The following is a 26029-nucleotide window of genomic DNA, read 5'->3' on the forward strand; positions in this document are numbered from 1 at the left end:
TCCTGACTCAAAAGTGCCGCACGCCCCCTGGACACCACCCACCGGATGCGGGATAACAAGCTTCATACAGTATTCGTCGACTGTATGCAATCAACCGCGAGCGCGCTCCAACCCCTAGGAAGACCCCTACGAAGGGACAGGACTCCGCCATGCCCGACGGCAACAGCCAGGACCTCATTTCCGGTGGTCACCTCGTCGCGAAGGCACTCAAAGCGGAGGGTGTGGAGGTCATCTACACCCTGTGCGGCGGCCACATCATCGACATCTACGACGGCTGCGTCGACGAGGGCATCGAGGTCGTCGACGTCCGCCACGAGCAGGTCGCCGCCCACGCCGCCGACGGCTACGCCCGGATCACCGGCAGGCCCGGCTGCGCGGTCGTCACCGCCGGCCCCGGTACGACCGACGCCGTGACCGGCGTCGCCAACGCCTTCCGCGCGGAGTCCCCGATGCTGCTGATCGGCGGCCAGGGCGCGCACACCCAGCACAAGATGGGGTCCCTCCAGGACCTGCCGCACGTCGACATGATGACCCCGATCACCAAGTTCGCGGCCACCGTGCCGGACACGGCCCGCGCCGCCGACATGGTGTCGATGGCGTTCCGCGAGTGCTACCACGGCGCCCCCGGGCCCTCCTTCCTGGAGATCCCGCGTGACGTCCTCGACGCCAAGGTGCCCGTCGAGAAGGCGCGCGTACCGAAGGCCGGCGCCTACCGGGCCTCGACCCGCTCGGCCGGCGACCCCGAGGCCATCGAGAAGCTCGCCGACCTGCTGGTGCACGCGGAGAGGCCCGCGATCCTGCTGGGCAGCCAGGTGTGGACCACGCGCGGCACCGAGTCCGCGATCGAGCTGGTGCGGACGCTGAACATCCCGGCCTACATGAACGGCGCGGGGCGGGGCACGCTCCCGCCCGGCGACCCGCACCACTTCCAGCTCTCCCGCCGGTACGCGTTCTCAGGCGCCGACGTCATCGTCATCGTCGGCACGCCCTTCGACTTCCGCATGGGCTACGGCAAGCGGCTGTCGCCGGACGCGACCGTCGTGCAGATCGACCTCGACTACCGGACCGTCGGCAAGAACCGCGACATCGACCTCGGGATCGTCGGCGACGCGGGCCTCGTGCTCAAGTCGGTGACGGAGGCGGCCTCCGGGCGCCTCAACGGGGGCGCGTCGAAGCGCAAGGAGTGGCTCGACGAGCTGCGTGCCGCCGAGCAGACCGCCATCGAGAAGCGGCTGCCCAGCCTGAGGTCCGACGCCTCGCCCATCCACCCCTACCGGCTGGTCAGCGAGATCAACGACTTCCTCACCGAGGACTCCGTCTACATCGGCGACGGCGGCGACATCGTCACCTTCTCCGGTCAGGTCGTGCAGCCCAAGTCACCCGGGCACTGGATGGACCCGGGCCCCCTCGGCACGCTCGGCGTCGGCGTCCCCTTCGTGCTCGCCGCGAAGAAGGCACGGCCCGACAAGGAGGTGGTGGCCCTCTTCGGCGACGGCGCCTTCTCCCTCACCGGCTGGGACTTCGAGACCCTGGTCCGCTACGACCTGCCCTTCGTCGGGATCGTCGGCAACAACTCCTCGATGAACCAGATCCGTTACGGCCAGAAGGCCAAGTACGGCGAGGAGCGGGAACGGATCGGCAACACCCTCGGCGACGTCCACTACGACAAGTTCGCCCAGATGCTGGGCGGTTACGGCGAGGAGGTCCGCGACCCCGCCGACATCGGGCCCGCGCTCCGGCGCGCCCGTGAGTCCGGCAAGCCGTCGCTCATCAACGTCTGGGTCGACCCGGACGCGTACGCCCCCGGAACCATGAACCAGACGATGTACAAGTGAGGTGCCCCCGATGACCCCTACCGCAGGAACGTCGACCAAGGCTCTCGAAGGCATCCGCGTCCTCGACATGACGCACGTCCAGTCCGGCCCGTCCGCCACCCAACTGCTCGCCTGGCTCGGCGCGGACGTGGTGAAGCTGGAGGCGCCGACCGGGGACATCACGCGCAAGCAGCTGCGCGACCTCCCGGACGTCGACTCCCTCTACTTCACGATGCTCAACTGCAACAAGCGGAGCATCACCCTCAACACCAAGACCGAGCGCGGCAAGGAGATCCTCACCGAACTGATCCGGCGCTCCGACGTCATGGTCGAGAACTTCGGACCGGGCGCGGTCGACCGCATGGGCTTCACCTGGGACCGCATCCAGGAGATCAATCCGCGGATCGTCTATGCCTCCATCAAGGGGTTCGGGGACGGTCCCTACACCAACTTCAAAGCGTACGAGGTCGTCGCGCAGGCCATGGGCGGGTCCATGGCGACCACCGGCTTCGAGGAGGGACCGCCGCTGGCGACGGGGGCCCAGATCGGGGACTCCGGAACGGGCGTCCACGCCGTGGCGGGGATCCTCGCGGCGCTGTACCAGCGGGAGAGCACCGGGCGCGGCCAGCGGGTCAACGTGGCCATGCAGCACGCCGTTCTCAACCTCTGCCGGGTGAAGCTGAGGGACCAGCAGCGGCTGGCACACGGCCCGCTGCGTGAATATCCCAACGAGGACTTCGGCGACGAGGTTCCCAGGTCCGGCAACGCGTCCGGCGGAGGTCAGCCCGGCTGGGCCGTGAGGTGCGCGCCGGGCGGCCCGAACGACTACGTGTACGTCATCGTGCAGCCCGTCGGCTGGCAGCCGCTCAGCGAACTCATCGGCCGGCCGGAGCTCGCGGACGACCCCGAGTGGGCGACGCCGGAGGCCCGCCTCCCCAAGCTCAACAAGATGTTCCAGCTCATCGAGGAGTGGTCGGCCACGCTCCCCAAGTGGGAGGTGCTGGAGCGCCTCAACGCGCACAACATCCCCTGCGGGCCGATCCTCTCCACCAAGGAGATCATCGAGGACGAGTCGCTGGTCTCCAACGAGATGGTCGTCACCGTGCCGCACCCCGAGCGCGGCGAGTTCGTGACCGTCGGCAGCCCGCTGAAGCTGTCCGACTCCCCCGTGGACGTGACCAGTTCCCCCTTGCTCGGCGAGCACAACGAAGAGGTCTACGTCGGCGAGCTGGGCCTCGGCGACGAGGAACTGCGCCTGCTCAAGTCGAACGGAGTGATCTGATTGATGGCCGAAGACCGGGTGCTGAGGGTGCGCACGCTCCTCGACGCCGTACGGGCCGAGGGCCGCAGTGCGCTGACCGCTCCCGAGGGCAAGGTGATCGCCGACGCGTACGGGATCGCCGTACCCGGCGAGGAACTGGCGCGGGACGTCGAGGAGGCGGTGTCGTACGCGGCGCGCTTCGGCGGGCCGGTGGTGATGAAGATCGTGTCGCCGGACATCCTGCACAAGACCGACGCGGGCGGTGTGATCGTCGGGGTGGAGGGCGCGGCCGACGTACGGGCCGCGTTCCACACCGTCGTCGACAACGCGCGCGCGTACGCGCCCGCCGCCCGTATCGAGGGCGTCCAGGTGCAGGAGCTGCTGCCGAAGGGGCAGGAGGTCATCGTCGGCGCGGTGACGGACCCGACGTTCGGGAAGGTCGTCGCGTTCGGGCTCGGCGGCGTGCTGGTGGAGGTCCTCAAGGACGTGACGTTCCGGCTCGCGCCGGTCGACGCGGACGAGGCGCTGTCGATGCTGGACTCGATCCGCGCGGCGGAGATCCTGCACGGGGTGCGCGGGGCGCCGGCCGTGGACCGGTGGGCGATCGCCGAGCAGATCCGCCGGGTCTCCGAACTCGTCGCTGACTTCCCGGAGATCGCCGAGGTGGATCTCAACCCGGTGATCGCGACCCCGGAGGGGGCGGTCGCGGCGGACATCCGGGTGATCCTCGCGGAGTCGGTGCCGAAGCCGCGGCGAAGGTACACGCGCGAGGAGATCCTCACGTCGATGCGTCGGCTGATGCAGCCGTCGTCGGTCGCCGTGATCGGGGCTTCCAACGAGCAGGGCAAGATCGGCAATTCGGTGATGCGCAACCTCGTCGACGGGGGTTTCGCCGGGGAGATCCATCCGGTGAACCCCAAGGCCGATGACATTCTGGGCCGCAAGGCGTACAAGAGTGTCACGGACGTTCCCGGTGAGGTGGATGTGGCGGTCTTCGCGATCCCCGCCAAGTTCGTGGCCGCGGCTCTGGAGGAGGTGGGCCGCAAGGGCATCCCCAACGCCGTACTGATCCCGTCGGGTTTCGCGGAGACCGGCGAGCACGAACTCCAGGGCGAGATCGTGGCGATCGCCGAACGGTACGGCGTCCGGCTGCTCGGGCCGAACATCTACGGCTACTACTCGACCTGGCAGGACCTCTGCGCCACGTTCTGCACGCCGTACGACGTCAAGGGCGGGGTGGCGCTGACCTCGCAGTCCGGCGGCATCGGGATGGCCATCCTGGGCTTCGCGCGCACCACGAAGACGGGGGTGTCGGCGATCGTCGGGCTCGGCAACAAGTCGGACCTGGACGAGGACGACCTGCTGACCTGGTTCGGCGAGGACCCGCACACCGAGTGCATCGCCATGCACCTGGAGGATCTGAAGGACGGGCGGGCCTTCGTGGAGGCCGCGCGGGCGACCGTCCCGAAGAAGCCGGTCGTCGTCCTGAAGGCGGGCCGTACGGCGGCCGGGGCGAAGGCAGCTGGCTCGCACACGGGCGCGCTCGCGGGCGACGACGCCGTGTACGAGGACATCCTCAAGCAGGCGGGTGTCATCAGGGCGCCGGGGCTGAACGACATGCTGGAGTACGCGCGCGCGTTGCCGGTGCTGCCGGCTCCGCGGGGCGACAACGTCGTGATCATCACGGGGGCCGGCGGCAGTGGCGTGCTGCTGTCGGACGCGGTGACCGACAACGGGCTGACCCTGATGGAGATCCCGCCGGACCTCGACGCGTCGTTCCGGACGTTCATCCCGCCGTTCGGGGCGGCCGGCAACCCGGTCGACATCACCGGGGGCGAGCCGCCGTCGACGTACGAGGCGACGATCCGGCTGGGCCTGGAGGACCCGCGCATCCACGCGCTCGTCCTCGGCTACTGGCACACCATCGTCACCCCACCGATGGTCTTCGCGGAACTCACCGCGCGCGTGGTGGCCGAGTTCCGCGAGCGCGGCGTCGAGAAGCCGGTCGTCGCGTCGCTCGCGGGCGACGTCGAGGTGGAGGAGGCCTGCCAGTACCTCTTCGAGCGGGGGGTCGTGGCGTACCCGTACACGACCGAGAAGCCCGTGGCCGTCCTCGGCGCGAAGTACCGCTGGGCCCGGGCGGCGGGACTGTTGGGGGGCGGTCGATGAGCTGAGCGACGGCTCGAACCACGGGGCCCGCGGCGACCGCTCACCGCGGGCCCCGGCGCAAAGAAGCACGGACAGGGGGCGCTGGCCAGACTTCTTCCACGCGGAGGGTTCGATCGACATGGCGACAACTGACATCTCCACACCCGTCCCCTACCGGGAGGTGACGGACGCAGGCGGCCGGATGTACCGGATCGGCGAGTCCGACCTGGACATCATGGGCCGCAAACGCAAGTGGATGGTCATCCTGCCGTGGGTGGGCATGATGGGCATCAGCTCGGCGGAGTACGCGTTCGCGTCCGCCGAGGAGACCCTGCACACGGCGCACAGCTGGAGCAACCAGCACATCTTCTGGATGCTGGGCGTCTGGGTGTTCTTCCAGGCAGCGGTGGCCTTCCCGGCCGGCAAGCTCCGTGAGAACGGCAAACTGCCCGCCCGCTGGGCGATGATGCTGGGCGCCGTGGGCACCCTGCTCGGGTACGTGTCCCTCGCGTTCGCACCGCACGTCGTCGTCGCGTACATCGGCTTCGGCATGTTCAGCGGCATGGGCGCCGGCATGGTGTACGCGACCTGCGTGAACATGGTCGGCAAGTGGTACCCGGAGCGTAAGGGCGGCAAGACCGGCTTCGTCAACGGCGGTTTCGCCTACGGCTCGGTGCCCTTCGTGTTCATCTTCACCGGGTACATGGACCTGACGAACTTCCGCTGGGTGCTCGTCTGTGTCGGTGTGTTCCTCGCGACGGTCGTCGCCGTGGCCGGCTATTTCTTCCAGGACCCGCCGAAGAACTGGTGGCCGGCCGAGGTCGACCCACTGCGCAAGCCGGACGACCCGCGCGCGCGGCGGGCGCTGGAGAAGAACCCGCCCGCCGTGAAGCAGTACACGCCGGGCGAGGCCTGGCGGACGGGCCGGGTCGCGTTGATGTGGTTCTGTCTGCTGTGCACCTCGGGTGTGAACATCTTCGGCATCGCCTTCCAGGTGCCGTTCGGCAACGAGGCGGGGTTCGCGGGCGGGATCGTGGCGACCGCCATGTCCCTGAAGGCGATCGTCAACGGCACGGGACGCGGTGTGATCGGCTGGCTCTCCGACCGCTACGGCCGCAAGCAGTGCCTGATCTTCGTGTGCATCGTGCTGGGCCTGTCCCAGTACGGCATCCTGTGGTCCGGCAACATCGGCAACCTGCCGCTCTTCCTGGTGTTCTCCAGCATCTCCGGCTTCGGCGGCGGCGCCATCTTCCCGATGTTCGCGGCGATGACCGCGGACTACTTCGGCGAGAACAACAACGCCTCCAACTACGGTCTGGTCTACAGCTCCAAGCTGGTCTCCGGTCTGCTCGGCTCCGGTATGGGCGCCGTGGTCGTGGGCGCCTGGGACTACGCGGGCGCCTTCCTGCTCGCCGGTACCATCTCGCTGTTCGCCGGTTGCGTGGCGGTCTTCCTGCACCCACCGGGGCGGCCCCGCAACCGTCGGATCACTCCCAACCCCCGTCCGCTCGGTGACGAAGTGGCCTGACGCCCTCGCGTACGGCAGCATGCGGCCGCCCCGTGGTCTCGCACCACGGGGCGGCCGCCTGCTGCCGTTGTCGCCCGGCGTCGGTCAGCACTTCTCCCGCAGCGAGTGCAGGTGCTCGCTGGAACGGCGGGCGAACGTGAAGGACTCGGCGGGGTTGTCGTGCTCGGCCTGCCAGTGGTGGGCGAGACGGTGGCCCTTCAGCCGGGTGACGGCCGAGATGAACTTCTGGTAGTCGATGTCGCCGTCGCCGACGTCCACCATGCGGTAGCCGAAGGGGTTCGACGGGTCGCTCTCGCCGTCCTTGACGTGGAAGAGCGGGTAGCGGTTCGGGCGGCGCAGGACGTAGTCGAGGGGCTCGAAGGGCGCGGAGGTGCCGTCGGGCCGCTTGGAGAACCGGAACTGGGCCACGTACGCCCAGAAGATGTCCATCTCCAGGAAGACCAGGTCGGGGTCGGTCTCCCGGAGCAGCACGTCGTAGAGACGGACCTTGGGGTTGTCGGTGGCGAAGGAGAACTCCTCGGAGTGGTTGTGCTGGTAGAACTTCATGCCCCGCGCCCTGGCCGCCGCGCCGTAGGTGTTGAACTCGTGGGCGGCCCGCTTCATCGCGTCGACGGTCATGCCGTAGCGGAAGGGACCGGCGGCGGTGCCGATGTGCTTGAGGCCCAGGGCCTGGGCGTCGTCGAGGACCTTGGTGAGGTTCTGGGCGAAGGTGTACGCGTTCGGGTCGCTCGCGTAGTAACCGACGTGGCTGCCGATCGGGGTGAGGCCGTGGTCGCGGGCCAGGCGCCTCAGCTGGGCGAGGGTGATGGGGCCCGCCGAGCCCTGGGTGTAGCCGGCGAACTCGACCTCGTCGTAGCCGTACTTCTCCAGCTCGGCGAAGACGGGGGCGAAGCCGAGGGTGGAGACCTTGTCGCGCAGGCTGTAGAGCTGGATGCCGAGCCGGCCGGGCGGGAGGACGGGGCGGCCCCGGCCCTTGCCCGCGGCCGCCGACTCGGTGTCCGCGGCGGCCTGCGCCGGGGCTGCCGCGCCCAGCAGGGCGGCGACCGTGGCGCCGGCGGCGACGCCGAGCATGCCTCGTCTGCTGAGGCGGTGGGTGAGTTCGGGATCCGGCTGGTGGGTGCGGCTCATGTCTGGGGCTCCTCTGCGTGGAAGGGCGTTGTCAGTGGTGGGTGCTTCACTGGTGACCAGTCAGGACCCGTGGGTCCTGGGCACCGGTCAGGACAGACCGGCAAGTCGGAGCAGGAGTGCTTTCACATCGGTGGCCGCCACCCGGTCACCGACGGCTCGGGGGGTGGAGCAGATGATGAGCGGACCGTCGTCGTCGCTCGCGGGAAGGCGGCCGTGGCTGCCGCGAATAGGTGAGGGGTCCAGCGGCACGACCGCCATGCGGTAGCGCAGGCCGAGTTTCTTGCGGGCCAGTGCCGTGGCCGCCTTGAACTTCACCCACGGGTCGAGCGGGTCCATGAACAGCTCGACCGGGTCGTAGCCGGGTTTGCGATGGATCTCGACGGTGCGTGCGAAGTCGGGCGCGCGGTCGTCGTCGAGCCAGTAGTAGTACGTGAACCAGGCGTCCGGCTCCGCGACGGCGACGAACTCGCCGGAGCGTGGATGGTCGAGGTGATGGGCCTTCTTGCCCTCGTCGTCGAGGAGTTGATCGATCCCGGGCAGGTCCATGAGGGCTTCCCTGGTGGCGTCCAGGTCCTCGGCGCGGCGCACGTACACATGGGCGATCTGGTGGTCGGCGACCGCGAAGGCCCGTGAGGCCATCGGGTCGAGGTACTCCATGCCGTCCTGGGTGTGCACGTCGAGGAGGCCGGCGCGGCGCAGGGCGCGGTTGATGTCGACGGGGCGGTCGGCGCGGGTGATGCCGTACTCGGAGAGCGCGACGACGGTACGGCCCTGCGCGCGGGCGTCGTCGAGGAGGGGCGCCACGGCCCTGTCCAGGTCGGCGGCGGCCTTCAGGGAGCGCGGGTCGTCGGGGCCGTAGCGCTGCAGGTCGTAGTCGAGGTGGGGGAGGTAGCAGAGCGCCAGGTCGGGATGGCGGGTGCGGAGGACATGGCGGGTCGCGTCGATGATCCAGCGGCTGGAGACCAGGTCGGCGCCCGGTCCCCAGAAGTGGAACAGGGGGAACGTGCCGAGTTCGGCGGTGAGTTCGTCGTGCAGGGCCGGGGGGCGGGTGTAGCAGTCGGGTTCCTTGCGGCCGTCGGAGTAGTAGATCGGGCGGGGGGTGACGGTGATGTCGGTGTCGGCGCCCATGGCGTACCACCAGCAGATGTTGGCGACCGTGTAGCCGGGGTGGGCGCGGCGGGCGGCGTCCCAGAGTCTGTCGCCGGCGACGAGCCCGTTGTGCTGGCGCCACAGCAGGACGTCACCGAGTTCGCGGAAGTACCAGCCGTTGCCGACGATGCCGTGCTCGGCGGGGAGCGTGCCGGTCAGGAAGGTGGACTGGGCGGCGCAGGTGACGGCGGGCAGGACGGTGCCGAGCGGGGCCCGGGAGCCGGACCGGCCGAGGGCCTTGAGGTGGGGCATGTGGTCGAGGAGACGGGGGGTGAGGCCGACGACGTCCAGGACGAGGAGAGGGGTGGGCCCGGCGTCGGGTTGCGGGGTCATGGCTGCTCCTCGGGGTTCACGGCAGCTCCTTGAGTCCGAGGTCTGTCAACAGGTCGCGGGCCAGGGCGAGTTCGGCGGCGATGCCGTCGGCGAGCTGGGCGCGGGTGCTGGGACGCAGTGCGGTGGGCAGGGCCTGCCAGGTGTAGGTCTCGACCTCCAGATGGCGGGTGAGGGGGTGGGCGCCGCCGACCAGGTGGGCCAGGGCGGCCTTGAGGACGGGGAGTGTGGAGGTGAGGGGCGCGGCGGGGGCCGCGTGGAGCGGGACGTGGAAGTGGGCGCGCCAGGGGGAGGCGTCGGGCAGCGTGTCGCCCGTGAGGGCCTCGCCCAGGTCGTCGGTGCCGCGCAGGCCGGCGGCGGTGGAGGTGCGGGTCTGGTGCAGGAAGCGGGGCTCGTCGAAGGCGGCGAGGGCGTCGCGGACCTCGGGGAGGTGGGGGTGTTCGGCGTGCAGGGCGGCCGAGAGCTGGGATTTGACGAGGGGGACACGGGCTCGGGTGAGCGCGTCCAGGGCGGTGTGCGGGTCTTCGAAGGAGGTGGCGAGGTGGCAGGTGTCGACGCAGATGCCGATGCGGTCGTGGCCGATGTCGGTCAGGGGGCCGATGGCGTCGGCGGTGGTCTCGACCGTGCAGCCCGGTTCGGGTTCCAGGCCGATGCGGATGGAGCGGCCGGTCAGTTCGGCCACGACGTCGAGCCGTTCGGCGAGGGTGCGCAGGGCTGTGTGGGACAGGGCGGCGCGGGTGTCGTCGTAGGCGGTGCGCCAGGCCAGGGGCAGGGTGGAGATGGTGCCCTCGGTGACGTCGTCCGGGAGGAGTTGGGCGAGCACCCGGGCGAGGGAGGTGGTGTGGTCGAGGCGCTCGGGGTCGGCCCAGTCCGGCCGGTAGACGCGGTACTTGACCTCTTCGGCGCCGAAGCCCTGGTAGGGGAAGCCGTTGAGGGTGACCACTTCGAGGCCGCGCCGGTCGAGTTCGGTGCGCAGGCCGCGCAGCGCGGACGGGTCGGTCACCAGGGCCGCGGCGGCGTCCCTGGCCAGCCACAGGCCGATGCCGAGGCGGTCGCGGCCGAGGCGGCGGCGTACGGGCTCGCAGTGGTCGCGGAGCTGGGCGAGGACGCCGTCGAGGGTCTCGGCCGGGTGCACGTTGGTGCAGTAGGCGAGGTGGACGGTGGAGCCGTCGGGGTGGCGGAAGCGCATCGGTCACTCACCGCCGCGCAGGATGCTGTTGCCCTCGTGCGTGGCGTCCGTCGCGGTGACGTCGAGGTCGAGCCGGCCGCTGAGTCCGTAGAAGGCGACCGGGTTGCGCCACAGCACGAGGTCGACGTCGTCCTCGTCGAAGCCGGCGTCGAGCAGGGCGTCGGCCACCTTGCGGGTCTTCAGGGGGTCGCTTCTGCCCCAGTCGGCGGCGGAGTTGACCAGCACCTTCTCCGGCCCGAACTTCTTGAGGACGGCGACCATGCGCTCCTCGTCCATCTTGGTGTCCGGGTAGACGGAGAAGCCGAGCCAGGCGCCGCTGTCCCTGGCCTCCTCGACGGTGGTCTCGTTGAGGTGGTCGAGCAGCACCCGCTCGACGGGCAGGGCGGACGCCCGTACGACGTCGAGGGTGCGGCGCAGACCGGCGAGCTTGTCCCGGTGGGGGGTGTGGACGAGGGCGGGCAGGCCGTGGTCGGCGGCCAGCTGAAGCTGGTGTTCGAGCGCGTGGTCCTCGGCCGGGGTCATGGAGTCGTAGCCGATCTCGCCGACCGCCACGACCCGGTCCTTGAGCAGGTAGCGGGGCAGCAGGTCCAGCACAGGGGTGCACCGCGGGTCGTTCGCCTCCTTGGGGTTGAGGGCGAGGGCGCAGTGGTGGGCGATGCCGTACTGGGCGGCGCGGAAGGGTTCCCAGCCGAGCAGGGAGTCGAAGTAGTCGACGAAGGAGTTCGGCGACGTGCGGGGCTGTCCCAGCCAGAAGGCCGGTTCCACGACCGCGCGGACGCCCGCCGCGTGCATCGCCTCGTAGTCGTCGGTGGTGCGTGACGTCATGTGGATGTGGGGGTCGAAGATGCGCATCAGGACTCCTCGCCGTCGAGGCCGTGCTCGGCGGCCGGTGGGGGCGCGGTCAGGGCCAGGACGCGGTACAGGTCCTCGGGTACGGAACGGCCCGCGGCGGTGCGCTCCTCGGCGAAGGCGCGGAGCATCCGGGCGAGTTCGGTGTCGCCCCGGGCACGGCGGGCCAGGTCGGCGACCTCGTCGACGCGCACGCCGGCGAACAGGCATTTGAGGACGGCCTGCCGCCACGGGTGCGGGGCCAGCCTGCGGGCGCCGTACGGGCCGAGGGCGGCGGCGACGAGGCGGGTGTCGTTGGTGCGCAGGGCGTCCTCGACGAGGTGCAGCGCCTCGGGGCCCGGCACGAGGTGGGGCAGCGCGTGCAGGACCGCGCGGCGTTCGTCGGCGGTGCCCTGGCGGTAGACCCGGGTGAGCGCGTCGGTGTCGGCGCGGGCCGCGTGCAGGATCAGGACGCGGACGGCGTCGGCGTGCTCGGTGCCGCAGCGCCTGCCCGCCTCGGCGAGGCGCAACTCCCACGCGGAGATCGGCCCGTGGCTGTCCGGGTGATCGGCGGCCTCGTCCAGCGCCCGGCCCAGCCAGGCGTGGGCGGCGCCCGTGAGATGGGCGTCCAGGTGGCGGCGCAGGTCGGCGAGGGCGGTGTGGGCCGGGTGGTGGGCCGGGTGGGCCTGACCGGTCGTCTGCGCGGCCGGGGTGTGGTGGTGGATCACGAGCTGCTCCCGGGAAGGGCGGTGCGGCCGGACGTGTCGTCGTGGCGGAGGGTGAGGGACTGTTCGAGGAAGGAGAGCGACTGCTCGGCGAAGTGCGGGCCCGCGTGGGAGTGACGGGGCAGTTCGACGACGGTCAGGCCCCGGTGGTCGACGGCGGCGAGCGCCGCGAGGACGGGCGGGAAGTCGATCTCGCCCTCGCCGAGGGGGAGGTGTTCGTGGACACCGCGGCGCATGTCCTCGATCTGCACATGGCGCAGCCAGGGCGCGGCGGCGCGGACGCAGTCGGCCGGAGGGAGGGGTTCGAGGCACTGGCAGTGGCCGATGTCGAGGGTGAGGCCGAGCACGGCGGGGCTGTCGAGGGCGGCGCGGAGGCGGTGGAAGTCGGCGAGCGTGGCGAGGAGGTGACCGGGTTCGGGTTCGATCGCGAGGGGAACACCGGCGGCGGTGGCGGCGTCGAGGACGGGGGCGAGTGCGTCGGGGAGACGTTTCCAGGCGGTGTCCTCGTCCGTGCCCGGTGGGGTGACCCCGCTGAAGCAGTGCACGGCGTGGGCGCCGAGGTCGGCCGCGACGCGCACGGCACGGACGAGCAGGTCGGCCCGGCGGGCGCGGTCGTCCGGGTCGGGGTCCAGGAGTGTGGGGCCGTGTTTGCGGCGCGGGTCCAGCACATAACGGGCGCCGGTCTCCACGGTGACGGACAGACCGAGCTCGTCCAGCCGCCGGGAGAGCCGCCGGGTCCGGGCGGCGAGGTCGGGGGCGAGCGGGTCGAGATGCATGTGGTCGAGCGTGAGACCGACCCCGTCGTAGCCGAGGTCGGCGAGGAGGGCGAGCGCGTCGTCGAGCCGGAGGTCGGCGAGGCCGTTGGTGCCGTAGCCGAAGGAGAGGGGGGTGGTCGGGGAGGTGACGGTCGGGGCGGTCGGGGCGGTCGGGGCGGTCGGGGCGGTCGGCTGAGGTGACTCGGACGGCTGGGAGGAGGTGTGGAGTGACCGGGAGGACAGAGGCGGTGGGGAGGGCTGGAGTGGCCGGGAGGGCAGAGGCGGTCGGGGCGTGTGCGGCGGACGGGGTGAGCGAGCGGCTTCGGCGGCCGCGTCGGCGTCGGCCCGCCCTCGACGACGGCCCCCGCTCATCGGGTCTCCTCGTGCGGCGTCGGATGCTGACCGGCACCGGGCTCGCCGAGCGGCGGCCCCGCGGCCCGCAGTCGCTCCGCCAGTCCCGTCAGCTCCGCGTACTGCTCCCCCAGTGCCGCCGGGCTCTCCCCCACCGGGTCCTTGAAGTAGAAGCCCAGCTCGGCCAAGGGGCCGGTGAGGCCCGCTTCGTGGGCGCGGGCCAGGAGGCGGGCGAGGTCGAGCACCAGGGGAGCGGCGAGGGCGGAGTCGCAGCCCTGCCAGGTGGTCTGAAGGACCATCCGGGTGCCGAGGAAGCCCTCGAAGGCGATGTGGTCCCAGGCGGTCTTCCAGTCGCCGAGGGCGGGGACGTCGTCGATGTGGGTCTCGCCCTCGGGGGTCGCCCCGAGACTGTCGGTCAGGACGCGCTCCTTGCCGGCGTTCTTGGCAGCGGCGGCGGCCGGGTCGGCGAGGGCGGCGCCGTCGCCACCGCCGAGCAGGTTGGTGCCGGACCACGCCCGGACGGTCAGGGCCCGTTGCGCGAACATCGGGCCCAGGACCGAGCGGAGCAGGGTCTGGCCCGTCTTGCCGTCACGGCCCGCGTACGGAAGTCCACAGGAGGCGACGAGCGAGGCCAGGGCCGGGTGCTGGAGGCCGGTCGACGGCGTGAAGTTCACGTAGGGGCAGCCGGCGCGCAGGGCCGCCGCCGCGTAGAGGGAACTCGGGGGCAGTGCCGCGCCGGTGGGCGCCGGTTCCGTGGAGGCGACGTTCACCACCACGGCCCGGGCCAGCCCCCGGCGTCGTACGAAGTCCTGGATGTCGGCGGCGTGGGAGGAGATCAGCTCGTCGGGGGTCCTGGTGTCGCCGGGGAGGGGGCCGCCGGGCCTGATCTCCCGGTCGGCGGCGGCCAGTTCGGCTCCGACGGCCACGGGAAGGCCCTGGGGCAGGACGCCCCCGGCCGCGAGGGCTTCGGCACGTTTGGGCAGGGGGCAGTCGACCGTGTCGTGGCCGCCGAAGACGAGGGAGGACAGGGGCGGAAGGCGCGTGTCGGCGAAGACAGGGGTCTCGGTGACCATGCCCGTCGGGGTGTGCAGGCCCGCCGTGACGGCCGCGCAGCCCGCGACGACGGTGGTGGCGACGGAACCCCGTGCCCCGATCAGCCAGACGCCGACGCTGGGTGGGGTGACGGACACGGACGCGGACATGGGCAGCCTCCTCGTCGGGCCAGTGGTGGGAAGGGCCGGGAACCCTCCGTGGGGAAAAGGGAAGGGGAAGGGGCTAGCGAAAGGGGCAAGACGGCGGGCGGAGGTCCGGCGTCCCCCGCCCGCCGTCGCTCAGTCGCCCGGGGGCGAATCCACCCTGTCGGCGGCCCGCGCGGGCAGTTCCTTGATCCGGATGTCACGGAAGGACACCTGATCGGCGGATCCGTGGTTCTGGATGCCGAAGTGGCCGTCGCGCAGGCTCCGTACCGGATCGGTGTTGGTGAACTCGTTGATCTTCACGCCGTTGAGCCAGACGCGCAGGCGCTCGCCCTCCACGCGGATCTCGTACGTGTTCCACTCCCCCGGCGGGTTCAGCGCACGGTCGCGCTTGCCGATGTCGGCGGAGCGGAAGCCGTAGACGGACCCGGTGGTCCTCTCGGGTACGTCCGTGGCGTCGATCTGGACCTCGTAACCGTTGTTCACGGCCGACCACGGGTCGTCGGAGGGCGGGAAACCGAGGAAGACACCGGAGTTGTCGTCGCCCGAGGGGCCGGACATCCTCCAGTCGAGCTTCAGGGAGTACGACCCGAAGCTCCGGTCCGCGTACCAGAGCATGCCCATCCCACCGGACGACGTGATCGTGCCGTCGTCGGACAGGGTGAAGGACCCCGGGCCCGCCTGTCGCCATGCCGCGAGCGAGTCGGCGGTGCCGTCGAACAGCGGCCGGTAGCCGTTCTCCGGACGGCAGTCGGCCTGGGCCTCGCCGATCGCCCACCGGATGCCGCCCAGCAGGTGCTGCCGGAAGGCGGGCTCGGCGAAGGACTCCTTGGTGTGGCCACCGCCGGTGTAGAAGGCGCGCCCGCCCCGGTAGTCCTGGCACCAGGCGATCGGATGGTCGCCGTTCATGGTGCCGCCGCTGTACGACGACTCGTCGAGCGACGCGAGGACATGGGCCCTCTCACGGGGGTTGGAGCGGTAGTCGTACCACTCGTCCGTGCGGTTCCAGGTGGCGCCCAGATGGGCGGTGGCCGGGTGGGCGTGGTCCTCGACGTCGATCGTCGCGGGCTGGATCGCGGGGTGCGACTGGAAGTACGCGCCCGCGAGCCCGCCGTAGAAGGCCCAGTCGTACTCGGTGTCGGCGGCCGCGTGGACGCCGACGTAGGCGCCCCCGCGTTTGATGTACCGCTCGAACGCGCCCTGTTGGGCCGCGTTCAGGACGTCACCGGTCGTGGAGAGGAAGACCACGGCGTCGTAGCGCCCGAGGTTGCGGGCGGTGAAGGCGCCCGCGTCCTCCGTGGCGTCGACCGCGAAGCCGTGGGCGGCCCCCAGTTCCCGTACGGCCGTGATGCCCTCGGGGATCGAGTCGTGGCGGAAGCCGGCGGTCTTGGAGAAGACCAGCACCCGGCGCTCCTCCCCGTGCTGCCCCGGACCTCCGGGACCGCCCCGGCCGCCGGAGCCGCCCGCCTCGTCCGACACGGCCGGCCCCGACACGCCGCCGATCAGCAGGGCGGCGCCACCCAGCGCGGCCCACAGGCGTCCTCGTCCGTTCGTCGGCATGACGCCCCCTCACCGCTTCGTGAACGTGAAGTCGTCCACGTCGAACAGGCCGCCGGAGCCGGTCCCCTTGAACACCAGGTGGAGCGTCGTGGTGCCGCGCGGGGCGCGGGACAGGTTCGCGGTGACGTCCTGGAAGTTCTCCCAGCCGCCGGTCACCGGCACGGTCGCGCTGCCGAGGAGACGGCCGGTCGGCGAACCCGCCCGGACCTCCAGCTTGCCGCCGGCGCCCCCGGAGGAGATACGCGCGGTGATCTTCGTGGCGTCGGAGAGGACGTAGGGCTTGAAGGAGATCCAGTCGCCGTTGTCGATGTCCCCGACCGTCTTGCCGCCGTGGGCCGTGGGCTTCGACTGGACCGCGATGCCGGAGGAGTCGCCGTAGTGCTCGGCCTGGCGGTGGGTGGGCTGGACGACGTGTCGGTCGTGGGTGGTCAGCGGGGCCTGGCCGCCGCCTCCGCCGTCGGTGTACTCGGCGTCGAGGACACCGAAGATGTTGGCGTTCTCGTCGTGGCCGCCGTCGGCGCTGGTCTGGATGGTGCCGGTGCAGCCGTTGGCGGAGGTCACCGGGTGGCCGTGGCTGTCGTGGCCGAGGATGAAGGTGACCTTGACCTTGGCGCAGTCGATCGGGCGGCCGTCCTCCGGGTCGCTCACCCTCACCTTGAACGGTACGGCGTCACCGAAGGCGAACAGCTGGCCGTCCTGCGGGAGTTCCAGCGTCACCTCGGGCGCGGTGTTGCCGACGACGATCTGCACGCTCGCGCTGCCGGTGCGGCCCGAGGGGTCCTTCGCGGTCACGGTCGCCGTGTAGGTCCCGTTCTTCTTGTAGGTGTGCGTCGGGTTCGCGGCCGTGGAGGTGCCGCCGTCGCCGAAGTCCCAGCTGTACGTGAGGGCGTCGCCGTCCTGGTCGCTGGTGCCGGCGGAGGAGAAGCGGACCTTCAGTCTCGCCTGGCCGGAGGTGCGGTCGGCGGCGGCCTGGGCGACCGGGGAGTGGCCGTCGGTGGCGTTCTCGATCCGGTACAGGGCGGAGTGTTCGTCGCCGCCGAACCAGGAGATGCCGTAGTCGAGGACGTACAGCGCGCCGTCCGGGCCGAAGGCCATGTCCATGACCTGGGTTCCCGTCCAGGGCACGTCGTCGATGGACTGGACCGTGCCGTCGGCGTCGCTGCTGATCCGCTTGATCCAGCGGCGGCCGAACTCACCGGCGAAGAAGTCGCCGTCGTACGCCTCGGGGAACTTCACCGGGGAGTCGAGCGAGGCGTCGTAGTCGTAGACCGGGCCGCCCATCGGGGACTCGGAGCCGTCGCCGAACTCCGGGACGGAGTTGCCGTTGTAGGGGATCCACGCGGGCTCGGCGGGCGGCAGGTCGGTGAGGCCGGTGTTGTTCGGCGAGGTGTTCTTCGGCGCCGCGCAGTCGAAGGCCGCGCCGGAGGTGCCGGTGGCGAAGTCGTAGTCGACGTAGGCGTCGTTCTTGCCGGTGCAGTACGGCCAGCCGAAGTTGCCCGGCTTGGTGACACGGGCGAACTCGACCTGTCCGGCCGGGCCGCGCGAGGCGTTGGCGGCGCCGGCGTCGGGGCCGTACTCGCCGACGTAGAGGATGCCGGTCTTCTTGTCGACGCTGAACCGGAACGGGTTGCGGAAGCCCATCGCGTAGATCTCGGGGCGCGTCTTGTCCGTGCCGGGCGCGAAGAGGTTGCCGTCGGGGACGGAGTACGAGCCGTCGGCGTTCACCTTGATGCGCAGGATCTTGCCGCGCAGGTCGTTGGTGTTGCCGGAGGTGCGCTGGGCGTCGAAGGCCGGGTTGCGGTGGGACCGCTCGTCGATGGGGGTGAAGCCGTCCGACTGGAACGGGTTGCTGTCGTCGCCCGTCGACAGGTACAGGTTGCCCGCCGCGTCGAAGTCGATGTCACCGCCGACGTGGCAGCAGATGCCGCGCGAGGCGGGGACGTCGAGGACCTTCGTCTCGCTGGCCTTGTCCAGGGTGCCGTCGGTCCTCAGGACGAAGCGGGAGAGCCGGTTGACGCCGTCGAAGGGCGCGAAGTCCGCGGCCGTCCCGGTCTCGGGAGCGTCACCGGCCGGGGTGTTCAGCGGGGGCGCGTAGTACAGGTAGATGAAGCGGTTGTCGGCGAAGCCCGGGTCGACGCCGATGCCCTGCAGGCCCTCCTCGTCGTGGGAGTACACGTCGAGCTTGCCGGCGAGTTCGGTGTTGCCCGCCGCGTCGGTCAGCCGCAGTTCACCGTCGCGCGAGGTGTGCAGGACCGAGCGGTCGGGGAGGACGGCGAGCGACATGGGCTCGCCGACCTCCGGTTCGCCCTTGGCGAGGGTGACCTGTTGGAAGTCCTCGGCAGCGGCGGCCTTCGGCTCGGCGTCGGCCGCACCCGCCGCGGGCGCGGTGAGCGAGAGCGACGCGCCCGCGAGCAGCAGCCCGCTCAGCAGGGCGATCGGTCCGCGCAGTCCACGGCGTCCGAAGATGCTGGTGGGGTGTCTGTTGTCGTCGTACGGGTGCACGAAATGCCTCCAGTAAGGGGCTGGTCGTACGGAGGTGTACGGGTGTGTGCGGTACGCCGGGGTGCGCCGTCACCCCGGAAGACGGAGAGAGCGCTACTCGTTGCCGCCGAAGGCCGCGTCGAACGAGGCGGTGGGCGGCTCGAAGTCGAATGCCTTGAGGTGGGTGAGGGCCTCGGGGGCGCCCTGGAGCCGGTCCATGCCGGCGTCCTCCCACTCGACGGAGACGGGGCCCCGGTAGTCGATCGAGCGGAGCATCCGGAAGACGTCCTCCCAGGGGACGTCGCCGTGGCCGGCGGACACGAAGTCCCAGCCTCGGCGCGGGTCGCCCCAGGGCAGGTGCGAGCCGAGGCGGCCGTTGCGTCCGTCGAGCCGCTTGCGGGCCTCTTTGCAGTCGACGTGGTAGATCCGGTCGCGGAAGTCCCACAGGAACCCGACCGGGTCGAGGTCCTGCCACACGAAGTGCGAGGGGTCGAAGTTCAGTCCGAACGCCGGTCGGTGGTCGACCGCGTCCAGCGCGCGCTGGGTCGTCCAGTAGTCGTAGGCGATCTCGCTCGGGTGGACCTCGTGCGCGAAGCGCACGCCCTGGGCGTCGAAGACGTCGAGGATCGGGTTCCAGCGCGTCGCGAAGTCGTCGTAGCCGCGCTCGATCATCGACTCGGGGGCGGGCGGGAACATGGCGACCAGATGCCAGATGGCGGAGCCGGTGAAGCCGATGACGGTGTCCACGCCGAAGGCGGCGGCGGCCCGCGCGGTGTCGGCGATCTCGGCGGCGGCCCGCTGCCGTACGCCCTCGGGCTCGCCGTCGCCCCAGATACGGGCGGGCAGGATGGCCCGGTGGCGTTCGTCGATGATGGCGTCGCACACCGCCTGTCCCACCAGGTGGTTGGAGATGGCCCAGCACTTGAGGCCGTACTTGTCGAGGAGCTGGTGGCGCGAAGCGAGGTACGACGGGTCGGCGAGCGCCTTGTCGACCTCGAAGTGGTCGCCCCAGCAGGCGAGTTCGAGCCCGTCGTAGCCGAAGTCGCGGGCGAGGCGGCAGACCTCTTCGAGGGGCAGGTCGGCCCACTGGCCGGTGAAGAGCGTGAAGTCGCGCGGCATGTCGGGTCTCCTCAGACCGCTGTGGGGGTGTGGGTCGGGGTGTAGACGGAGTTCTTCTCGGCGCTCTCCTCGACCGCCGCGAGCACCCGCTGCACCTGCAGCCCGTCGGCGAACGACGGCTCGGGCCGCCGGCCCGCGGCGACGGCGTGGACCAGGTCGCGGGCCTGGTGGACGAAGGTGTGCTCGTACCCGAGGCCGTGCCCCGGCGGCCACCAGGCGTCCAGGTAGGGGTGGTCGGGCTCGGTGACGAGGATGCGACGGAAGCCGGCGTGGGCGGCGGGCTCGGTGTGGTCGTGGTAGGCGAGTTCGTTGAGCCGTTCCAGGTCGAAGGCCAGGGAGCCGCGTTCACCGTTGAGTTCGATGCGCAGGGCGTTCTTGCGGCCGGTGGCGAAGCGGGTGGCCTCGAAGGAGGCGACGGCTCCGGAGGCGAAGCGACCGGTGAACAGGGCCGTGTCGTCGACGGTGACCGCGCCCCGGCCGGCGGTGCCACCGGAGGACGCGAGGCCGCTGGACGCCCCGGCCGGCAGGGGCCGTTCGCGTACGAAGGTCTCCATCAGCGCGGACACCCCGACCACCGGCTCCCCCGCCAGGTACTGCGCGAGGTCGACGATGTGGGCGCCCAGGTCGCCGAGCGCCCCGGAACCGGCGGACTCCTTGCGCAGGCGCCAGGTCAGCGGGAACTCCGGGTCCACGAGCCAGTCCTGAAGGTACGTCACCCGCACGTGCCGCAGAGACCCCAGCCGGCCCTCGGCGACCATGCGGCGGGCGAGCGCGGTGGCGGGCACCCGGCGGTAGTTGAAGCCGACCATCGCCAACCCGCCGTGCGCGTACGCCTCTTCGGCCGCCGCCGCCATCTGCTCCGCCTCGGCGACCGTGTTGGCGAGAGGCTTCTCGCAGAGCACGTGCTTGCCGGCGGCCAGTGCGGCGAGGGCGATCTCGGCATGGCTGTCGCCGGGGGTGCAGATGTCCACGAGGTCGATGTCGTCGCGGGCGATCAACTGCCGCCAGTCGGTCTCCGTCCCCGCCCACCCGTGCCGGTCCGCCATGGCCCGCACCGCGTCACCGTCCCGCCCGCACACGGCGGCGAGCACGGGGGTGAGCGGCAGGTCGAAGACCCGTCCCGCCGTGCGCCACCCCTGCGAGTGCGCGGCGCCCATGAAGGCGTAGCCGACCATCCCGACCCGCAGCTGCGGCTTCTCCGTCACACCGGCGAGCCCGGCGGGCCGGTACCCGACGCGAGGACCGTCGCCGTCCCTCGGACCGGCGGGCGGGGCCACGGCACCGGCACCGGCACCGGCACCGGCACCGGCACGGGGAACGGTCCCGGCCCCCGCGTCGGGCCCCGGCGCTGCTGGCTCCTCCGCCTCGGCCTGGTCGGGCTGCTGCGGCTGTCCCATGCGTGTGTCCTCCTCGTGGTGGCGCGGTGGGGGGTGGGGCCCGACTCGGCGGCCCGGGGCCGTGTCCCGCGTCGACCCGGCCCGGGCCCGTCGGGCGGGACCCGTCACTTGAAGCCGGTGGCCATGTACTGGTCGACGTTGTCCTTGTCGACGACGGCCGAGTACAGCGTCAGCGAGGACGGGATCTCGAACTCGGCGAGGCCGCCGACCCCCTTGCCCTGGCCGAGGGCGCGGGCGAGGTCGATCGCGGAGGCGGCCATGGTCGGCGGGTAGAGGACGGTCGCCTTGAGCACGCCGTCGTCCTTCTTGATCGCCTGGAAGGCGGAGAGCGCGCCCGCGCCGCCGACCATCAGGAAGTCGTCGCGCCCGGCCTGCTCGATGGCGCGCAGGGCACCGACACCCTGGTCGTCGTCGTGGTTCCACAGGGCGTCGAAGTCCGACTGGGCCTGGAGGAGCTGGGCCATCTTGGCCTGCCCGGACTCGACGGTGAACTCGGCGGCCTGCCGGGCCACCTTCTTGATGTTCGGGTAGTTCTTCAGGGCGTCGTCGAAGCCCTGGGTGCGCTGCTTGGTCAGCTCCAGGTTGTCCAGCCCGGCGAGCTCGATGACCCTGGCGTCGCCCTTGTCCTTGAGCTTCTCGCCGATGTAGTGGCCGGCGTTGAGGCCCATGCCGTAGTTGTCGCCGCCGATCCAGCAGCGGTACGCCTGCGGGGAGTTGAAGATGCGGTCGAGGTTGACGACGGGGATACCGGCCCGCATCGCCTTGAGACCTACCTGGGTGAGCGCCTTGCCGTCGGCGGGCAGCACGACCAGGACGTCGACCTTCTTGTTGATGAGGGTCTCGATCTGCCCGATCTGCTGGGCGGTGTCGTTCGACCCTTCGGTGATCTCCAGGGTGACGTCCTCGTACCGCTCGGCGCGGCTCTTGGCGTTCTGGTTGATCGCGTTGAGCCAGCCGTGGTCGGCCTGCGGTCCGGCGAAGCCGATGGTGACCGCCTTGCCGGGCTTGTCGTCGGCGGCCGGCTGGTCGTTCGCCGCCGGATCGTCCTTGGTCTCGTTGCTGGTGCAACCCACGAGGAGGGCGCCGGCCGAGACGGCGGCGGTCCCGAAGAGCAGTCCTCTGCGGCTGGTGAACTCTGGCATGGCGGTGGACCTTTCGCGTGTCGGCTCTTCGGTGTGTCAGGTCGTGCTGGCCGTGCGTCGCTGGACCAGGACCGCGGCGACGATGATCGCGCCCTTGGCGATCTGCTGGACGTCGCTCTGCAGGTTGTTGAGGGCGAAGATGTTGGTGATCGTGGTGAAGATCAGGACGCCGAGGACGGAGCCGGTGATGGTGCCCCGGCCACCGCTGAGGAGGGTGCCGCCGATGATCGCGGCGGCGATGGCGTCGAGTTCGTAGAGGTTGCCGTTGGTGTTCTGGCCCGAGCCGGAGAGCACGATCAGCAGGAAGGCGGCGATGCCGCAGCACAGTCCGGAGAGCAGGTACAGATAGAGCCGCTGGCGGCGGACGTCGATGCCCGCGAGCCGGGCCGCCTCCGCGTTGCCGCCGACGGCGACCGTGCGCCGGCCGAAGGTCGTGCGGTTCAGCACCAGCCAGCCGATGATCGTCACGAGTGCGAAGACCAGCACGAGCGGCGGGATCCCGAGGACGTAGGCGTCGCGCTCGCCGAGGTCGAGGATGGCGTCGACGGTGACGACCTGGGTACTGCCGTCGGTGATCTGGAGGGCCAGGCCGCGGGCCGAGGCCAGCATGGCGAGGGTGGCGATGAAGGGGACCATCCCGCCGTACGCGATGAGCAGCCCGTTCACCAGGCCGCAGCCGACGCCGACGATCACCGCCGTGAAGAGGATGCCGACGAAGCCGTACTCCTGTGTGGCGACGGTCGTCGCCCAGACCGACGCCAGGGCGACGATCGCGCCGACGGACAGGTCGATGCCGCCGGAGGTGATGACGAACGTCATGCCGACGGTGACCACGCCGATCACCGAGGCCTGGGTGAGCACGAGTTGGAGGTTGCGGGTGTCGAGGAACTCGTCGGGCTTGGTGACGCCGCCGATGAGGATCAGCGCGGCGAGGACGCCGAGGAGGGAGAGCGTGCGGACGTCGGCCCGGAACAGCATGGTCCGCCAGGCCGGGGGCCCGCTAGCCGCGGGGGCCTTGTCGATGCTGTCCCTGGGCGGGGACACGGGCTGCGTCATGACGCCGGGCTCCCTTCTGTGGCCACGGGGCTTCCTTCCATGACGAGGTCGAGGACACGGTGTTCGTCGAGTTCACGGGCGGGCGCGGTGTGCACGACCCGGCCCTCGCGCAGGACGAGCACCCGGTCGGCGAGGCCGAGGACTTCGGGCACCTCGCTGGAGACCAGCAGTACGGCGAGCCCCTCGTCGGCGAGTCGGCGGACCACGGCGTACAGCTCGGCGCGGGCTCCGACATCGACGCCCCGGGTCGGCTCGTCGAGCAGCAGGACCCGGCAGCCGCGCAGCAGCCAGCGGGCGAGGACCGCCTTCTGCTGGTTGCCCCCGGAGAGCGTGCGCACGGGTACGGCGGGGTTGTCGGGGCGCAGGGACAGCTCACGGGTCGCGGCTCGCGCGGCACGGTGTTCGGCGCCTCGGTCGATCCAGCCGACGCGTGCGAAGCGGGACATCGACGACACGGAAACGTTTCTGGTGACGGACTCCAGCATCAGCAGTGCCTGCGCCTTGCGCTCCTCGGGGGCGAGCCCGAGCCCGGCCCGTACGGCGGCCCGTACGCTGCCGAGCCGCAACTGCCGCCCGTCCACACTGACGTGACCGGCCGTGGGCTTTCGGGCGCCGTAGATCGTCTCCAGGATCTCCGAGCGTCCCGAACCGACGAGTCCGGCGAGCCCCACGATCTCGCCGGGCCGCACCTCCAGGTCGAACGGCTCGAACTCCCCGGCACGCGCCAGTCCCCGCACCTGGAGGACGGGCTCGACCGCGGCCGGGGGCGCGGGCGGCCGGTCGGGGAAGACGTACTCGACGTTGCGTCCGGTCATCAGGGCCACGACCTCGCGCGTCGGCGTGGACTTCGCGGGCAGCCCGCCCGCCACGGCCCGCCCGTCCTTCAGTACGGTCACCCGGTCGCCGATCCGGCGGATCTCCTCCAGGCGGTGCGAGATGTAGACGACGGCCACCCCGTCGGCGGTCAGGTCGCCGACGATCCTGAACAGGTTGTCGACCTCGTCCGGGTCGAGCGCGGCCGACGGTTCGTCCATCACGATCAGCCGTACGTCGTGGGAGAGGGCCCGCGCCATGGACACGATCTGCTGCTGGGCGGCCGACAACTCACCGACCAGCCGCGCCGGATCGACCTCCGGATGGCCGAGTCGCCTCAGCAGTGCGGCCGTCGACGCCCGCGCCGCCTTCCCCCGTACGACGAAGCCGGCGGCGGTGGGCTCGTGTCCGAGGTGGACGTTCTCGGCCACCGACAGGCCCTCCACCAGGTCGAGTTCCTGGTAGATGGTGGCGATGCCGAGGCGCATGGCGGCGATCGGGGACTTCAGGGTGACGGGTTCGCCGCGCCAGGTGATGGTGCCGTCGTCGGGCTGGTGGGCGCCTGCCAGGACCTTGATCAGGGTCGACTTCCCGGCGCCGTTCTGGCCGAGCAGACAGTGGACCTCTCCGGCCTGGACGTCGAGGTCGACGCCGTCCAGGGCCCGGACTCCGGGGAACGACTTGGTGATGCCGGACATGGTGAGCAGCGGTGGTTCTGGTGCCATGAGTTCCCCTTGGCGGGCGTGCGGGCCGGTTTCAGGGCGAATCCGTCTGCTGGGCAGGCGTTTCGGGCAGGGCGAGGCAGAGCGCTGTGCTGGAGGGCCCGGGCGGAACAGGGCCTAGGCGAGTGCGAACGGGAGAGGGCTCACGCGGGTGAGAACAGGTGGTCGCTGATGAGACGGGCCGCGCCGATGACTCCGGCCGTGGGCCCCAACTCCCCCAGCACGATGGGCAGATTGCCGGTCGCGAGGGGCAGTGACTGACGGTAGACCTGGGTGCGGATGGCGGCGAGCAGGGTGTGGCCGAGGCCGGTCACCCCACCACCGATCACCACCAGGCCGGGGTTGAAGAAGCTGACGAGCCCGGCGATGACCTGGCCGGTGCGGTTGCCGCCCTCGCGTATCAGGTCGAGCGCGGTGGCGTCGCCGGCAGCGGCCGCGGCGGCCACGTCGACGGCGGTCAGGGTGCCGTTGGTCTCCAGACGCGAGGCGAGTTCCGCCGAAAGCCCGTGCTGGGCGGCTTCCTTGGCGTCGCGGGCGAGCGCGGCGCCGCTGAAGTGGGCCTCCAGACAGCCCCGGTTGCCGCAGGCGCAGGGGCGGCCGTCCGGTACGGCGAGGATGTGCCCTATGTCGCCGGCGCTGCCCGTCGTACCGCGGTGGACCTCACCGCCGACGACGATGCCGCAGCCGATGCCGGTGCCGATCTTGACGCAGAGGAAGTCGCCCACGGAGCGGGCCACGCCCGCGTGCTGCTCCCCCATCGCCATGAGGTTCACGTCGTTGTCGACCATGACGGGGCAGCCGAGTTCCTGGCTGAGCGCCTCGCGGACCGGGAACCCGTCCCAGCCCGGCATGATCGGCGGGGCGACCGGGACGCCCTCCGGGAAGCGGACCGGTCCGGGGACGCCGATGCCGGCGCCGTCGAACCCTTCCGCGAGGCCGGAGGCCTTCAGCTTGGCCGCCATGGACAGCACCTGCTCGAAGACGGCGACCGGGCCCTCCCGCACGTCCATCGGCTGGTTGATGTGGCCGAGGATCTCCAACTCGGCGTTGGTGACGGCCACGTCGATCGAGGTGGCGCCGATGTCGACGCCCAGGAAACGCAGTTGGGGAGCCAGCCGGATGTTGTGCGACCGGCGGCCACCGCGCGAGGCGGCGAGCCCGTCGGCCACGACGAGTCCCGTCTCCAGGAGCCGGTCCACCTCCACGGCCAGTTTCGACCGCGAGAGATCCACCCGATCGCCGAGCTGGGCCCGTGAGTTGGGGCCACCGTCCCGCAACAGCCGCAGCAGCCGTGCCTGATGCGCGTTCGCGGGTCGAGCCGTCATACGTCTCACAAG

Annotated in this window: 19 protein-coding genes; 4 read left to right on the forward strand and 15 right to left on the reverse strand. The window is 71.2% G+C overall.

Translation table 11 applies throughout. The features are described from left to right. Nucleotides 1-149: 149 nt before the first annotated feature. The 4 genes from K1J60_RS07135 to K1J60_RS07150 all read left to right on the forward strand — a co-directional run bounded on the left by K1J60_RS07135 (nt 150) and on the right by K1J60_RS07150 (nt 6751). Complete coding sequence (locus K1J60_RS07135) at nt 150-1835, forward strand: thiamine pyrophosphate-binding protein (RefSeq protein WP_220645433.1); 1686 nt, start codon at nt 150-152, stop codon at nt 1833-1835. A gap of 10 nt (nt 1836-1845) precedes the next feature. Continuing rightward, nucleotides 1846-3096 (forward strand): formyl-CoA transferase, encoded by a 1251-nt coding sequence (frc, locus tag K1J60_RS07140; protein WP_220645434.1) that lies wholly within the window; start codon nt 1846-1848, stop codon nt 3094-3096. A 3-nt stretch (nt 3097-3099) separates the two neighbouring features. Next, on the forward strand, nt 3100-5244 hold the full coding sequence (locus K1J60_RS07145; RefSeq protein WP_220645435.1) for an acetate--CoA ligase family protein: 2145 nt from the start codon (nt 3100-3102) through the stop codon (nt 5242-5244). Between the two features lie 118 nt (nt 5245-5362). Continuing rightward, nucleotides 5363-6751, forward strand: coding sequence for an OFA family MFS transporter (locus K1J60_RS07150; protein WP_220645436.1), 1389 nt, complete (start codon nt 5363-5365; stop codon nt 6749-6751). 84 nt (nt 6752-6835) lie between these two features. Here K1J60_RS07150 and K1J60_RS07155 read toward each other — a convergent pair whose 3' ends face one another. The 15 genes from K1J60_RS07155 to K1J60_RS07225 all read right to left on the reverse strand — a co-directional run bounded on the left by K1J60_RS07155 (nt 6836) and on the right by K1J60_RS07225 (nt 26017). Then, a complete protein-coding gene (locus tag K1J60_RS07155) occupies nt 6836-7879 on the reverse strand; it encodes a sugar phosphate isomerase/epimerase family protein (protein ID WP_220645437.1) in 1044 nt (347 codons plus the stop codon). A gap of 87 nt (nt 7880-7966) precedes the next feature. Then, nucleotides 7967-9361, reverse strand: a complete 1395-nt coding sequence (locus tag K1J60_RS07160) for a nucleotide pyrophosphatase/phosphodiesterase family protein (protein WP_220645438.1) — start codon at nt 9359-9361, stop codon at nt 7967-7969. A 16-nt stretch (nt 9362-9377) separates the two neighbouring features. Next, nucleotides 9378-10547 carry a metabolite traffic protein EboE gene (eboE, locus tag K1J60_RS07165; RefSeq protein ID WP_220645439.1) on the reverse strand — a complete coding sequence of 390 codons (1170 nt, stop codon included), beginning with the start codon at nt 10545-10547 and terminating at the stop codon, nt 9378-9380. A gap of 3 nt (nt 10548-10550) precedes the next feature. Continuing rightward, on the reverse strand, nt 10551-11399 hold the full coding sequence (locus K1J60_RS07170) for a TatD family hydrolase (RefSeq protein ID WP_220645440.1): 849 nt from the start codon (nt 11397-11399) through the stop codon (nt 10551-10553). Beyond that, nucleotides 11399-12103 (reverse strand): EboA domain-containing protein, encoded by a 705-nt coding sequence (locus K1J60_RS07175; protein ID WP_398683139.1) that lies wholly within the window; start codon nt 12101-12103, stop codon nt 11399-11401. Before K1J60_RS07175 ends, K1J60_RS07170 begins: the two co-directional genes overlap by 1 nt. Continuing rightward, nucleotides 12100-13227: a sugar phosphate isomerase/epimerase family protein gene (locus tag K1J60_RS07180; protein ID WP_259407601.1), complete on the reverse strand. Its 1128-nt coding sequence runs from the start codon at nt 13225-13227 to the stop codon at nt 12100-12102. The genes K1J60_RS07175 and K1J60_RS07180 overlap by 4 nt, the downstream gene beginning before the upstream one ends. After that, entirely contained in the window at nt 13224-14408 is a 1185-nt protein-coding gene (locus K1J60_RS07185; protein WP_220645441.1) for an inositol-3-phosphate synthase, read from the reverse strand. Before K1J60_RS07185 ends, K1J60_RS07180 begins: the two co-directional genes overlap by 4 nt. A gap of 129 nt (nt 14409-14537) precedes the next feature. Continuing rightward, the gene (locus tag K1J60_RS07190; RefSeq protein ID WP_220645442.1) at nt 14538-15962 is read right to left on the reverse strand and encodes a ThuA domain-containing protein; all 1425 of its coding nucleotides are present in this window, start codon (nt 15960-15962) and stop codon (nt 14538-14540) included. 9 nt (nt 15963-15971) lie between these two features. Beyond that, nucleotides 15972-18464, reverse strand: coding sequence for a PQQ-dependent sugar dehydrogenase (locus K1J60_RS07195; protein WP_220645443.1), 2493 nt, complete (start codon nt 18462-18464; stop codon nt 15972-15974). Nucleotides 18465-18557: 93 nt separating this feature from the next. Next, on the reverse strand, nt 18558-19562 hold the full coding sequence (locus tag K1J60_RS07200) for a sugar phosphate isomerase/epimerase family protein (protein WP_220645444.1): 1005 nt from the start codon (nt 19560-19562) through the stop codon (nt 18558-18560). Between the two features lie 11 nt (nt 19563-19573). After that, nucleotides 19574-20959: a Gfo/Idh/MocA family protein gene (locus tag K1J60_RS07205; RefSeq protein ID WP_220645445.1), complete on the reverse strand. Its 1386-nt coding sequence runs from the start codon at nt 20957-20959 to the stop codon at nt 19574-19576. A gap of 104 nt (nt 20960-21063) precedes the next feature. Further along, nucleotides 21064-22101 carry a substrate-binding domain-containing protein gene (locus K1J60_RS07210; protein WP_220645446.1) on the reverse strand — a complete coding sequence of 346 codons (1038 nt, stop codon included), beginning with the start codon at nt 22099-22101 and terminating at the stop codon, nt 21064-21066. Between the two features lie 36 nt (nt 22102-22137). After that, nucleotides 22138-23157 (reverse strand): ABC transporter permease, encoded by a 1020-nt coding sequence (locus K1J60_RS07215; protein ID WP_220645447.1) that lies wholly within the window; start codon nt 23155-23157, stop codon nt 22138-22140. Further along, nucleotides 23154-24695 carry a sugar ABC transporter ATP-binding protein gene (locus tag K1J60_RS07220; RefSeq protein WP_220645448.1) on the reverse strand — a complete coding sequence of 514 codons (1542 nt, stop codon included), beginning with the start codon at nt 24693-24695 and terminating at the stop codon, nt 23154-23156. The genes K1J60_RS07215 and K1J60_RS07220 overlap by 4 nt, the downstream gene beginning before the upstream one ends. A gap of 140 nt (nt 24696-24835) precedes the next feature. Then, a complete protein-coding gene (locus tag K1J60_RS07225) occupies nt 24836-26017 on the reverse strand; it encodes an ROK family transcriptional regulator (RefSeq protein ID WP_220645449.1) in 1182 nt (393 codons plus the stop codon). Nucleotides 26018-26029 lie beyond the last annotated feature (12 nt).

Source organism: Streptomyces akebiae (assembly GCF_019599145.1).
Lineage (GTDB): Bacteria > Actinomycetota > Actinomycetes > Streptomycetales > Streptomycetaceae > Streptomyces > Streptomyces akebiae.

Excerpts from the sequence above, each read along its gene's own strand:
- K1J60_RS07135 (WP_220645433.1), top strand. The coding sequence starts at position 150 with ATGCCCGACGGCAACAGCCAGGACCTCATTTCCGGTGGTCACCTCGTC.
- frc (WP_220645434.1), top strand. The coding sequence starts at position 1,846 with ATGACCCCTACCGCAGGAACGTCGACCAAGGCTCTCGAAGGCATCCGC.
- K1J60_RS07145 (WP_220645435.1), top strand. The coding sequence starts at position 3,100 with ATGGCCGAAGACCGGGTGCTGAGGGTGCGCACGCTCCTCGACGCCGTA.
- K1J60_RS07150 (WP_220645436.1), top strand. The coding sequence starts at position 5,363 with ATGGCGACAACTGACATCTCCACACCCGTCCCCTACCGGGAGGTGACG.
- K1J60_RS07155 (WP_220645437.1), bottom strand. The coding sequence starts at position 7,879 with ATGAGCCGCACCCACCAGCCGGATCCCGAACTCACCCACCGCCTCAGC.
- K1J60_RS07160 (WP_220645438.1), bottom strand. The coding sequence starts at position 9,361 with ATGACCCCGCAACCCGACGCCGGGCCCACCCCTCTCCTCGTCCTGGAC.
- eboE (WP_220645439.1), bottom strand. The coding sequence starts at position 10,547 with ATGCGCTTCCGCCACCCCGACGGCTCCACCGTCCACCTCGCCTACTGC.
- K1J60_RS07170 (WP_220645440.1), bottom strand. The coding sequence starts at position 11,399 with ATGCGCATCTTCGACCCCCACATCCACATGACGTCACGCACCACCGAC.
- K1J60_RS07180 (WP_259407601.1), bottom strand. The coding sequence starts at position 13,227 with ATGAGCGGGGGCCGTCGTCGAGGGCGGGCCGACGCCGACGCGGCCGCC.
- K1J60_RS07185 (WP_220645441.1), bottom strand. The coding sequence starts at position 14,408 with ATGTCCGCGTCCGTGTCCGTCACCCCACCCAGCGTCGGCGTCTGGCTG.
- K1J60_RS07190 (WP_220645442.1), bottom strand. The coding sequence starts at position 15,962 with ATGCCGACGAACGGACGAGGACGCCTGTGGGCCGCGCTGGGTGGCGCC.
- K1J60_RS07200 (WP_220645444.1), bottom strand. The coding sequence starts at position 19,562 with ATGCCGCGCGACTTCACGCTCTTCACCGGCCAGTGGGCCGACCTGCCC.
- K1J60_RS07205 (WP_220645445.1), bottom strand. The coding sequence starts at position 20,959 with ATGGGACAGCCGCAGCAGCCCGACCAGGCCGAGGCGGAGGAGCCAGCA.
- K1J60_RS07210 (WP_220645446.1), bottom strand. The coding sequence starts at position 22,101 with ATGCCAGAGTTCACCAGCCGCAGAGGACTGCTCTTCGGGACCGCCGCC.
- K1J60_RS07215 (WP_220645447.1), bottom strand. The coding sequence starts at position 23,157 with ATGACGCAGCCCGTGTCCCCGCCCAGGGACAGCATCGACAAGGCCCCC.
- K1J60_RS07220 (WP_220645448.1), bottom strand. The coding sequence starts at position 24,695 with ATGGCACCAGAACCACCGCTGCTCACCATGTCCGGCATCACCAAGTCG.
- K1J60_RS07225 (WP_220645449.1), bottom strand. The coding sequence starts at position 26,017 with ATGACGGCTCGACCCGCGAACGCGCATCAGGCACGGCTGCTGCGGCTG.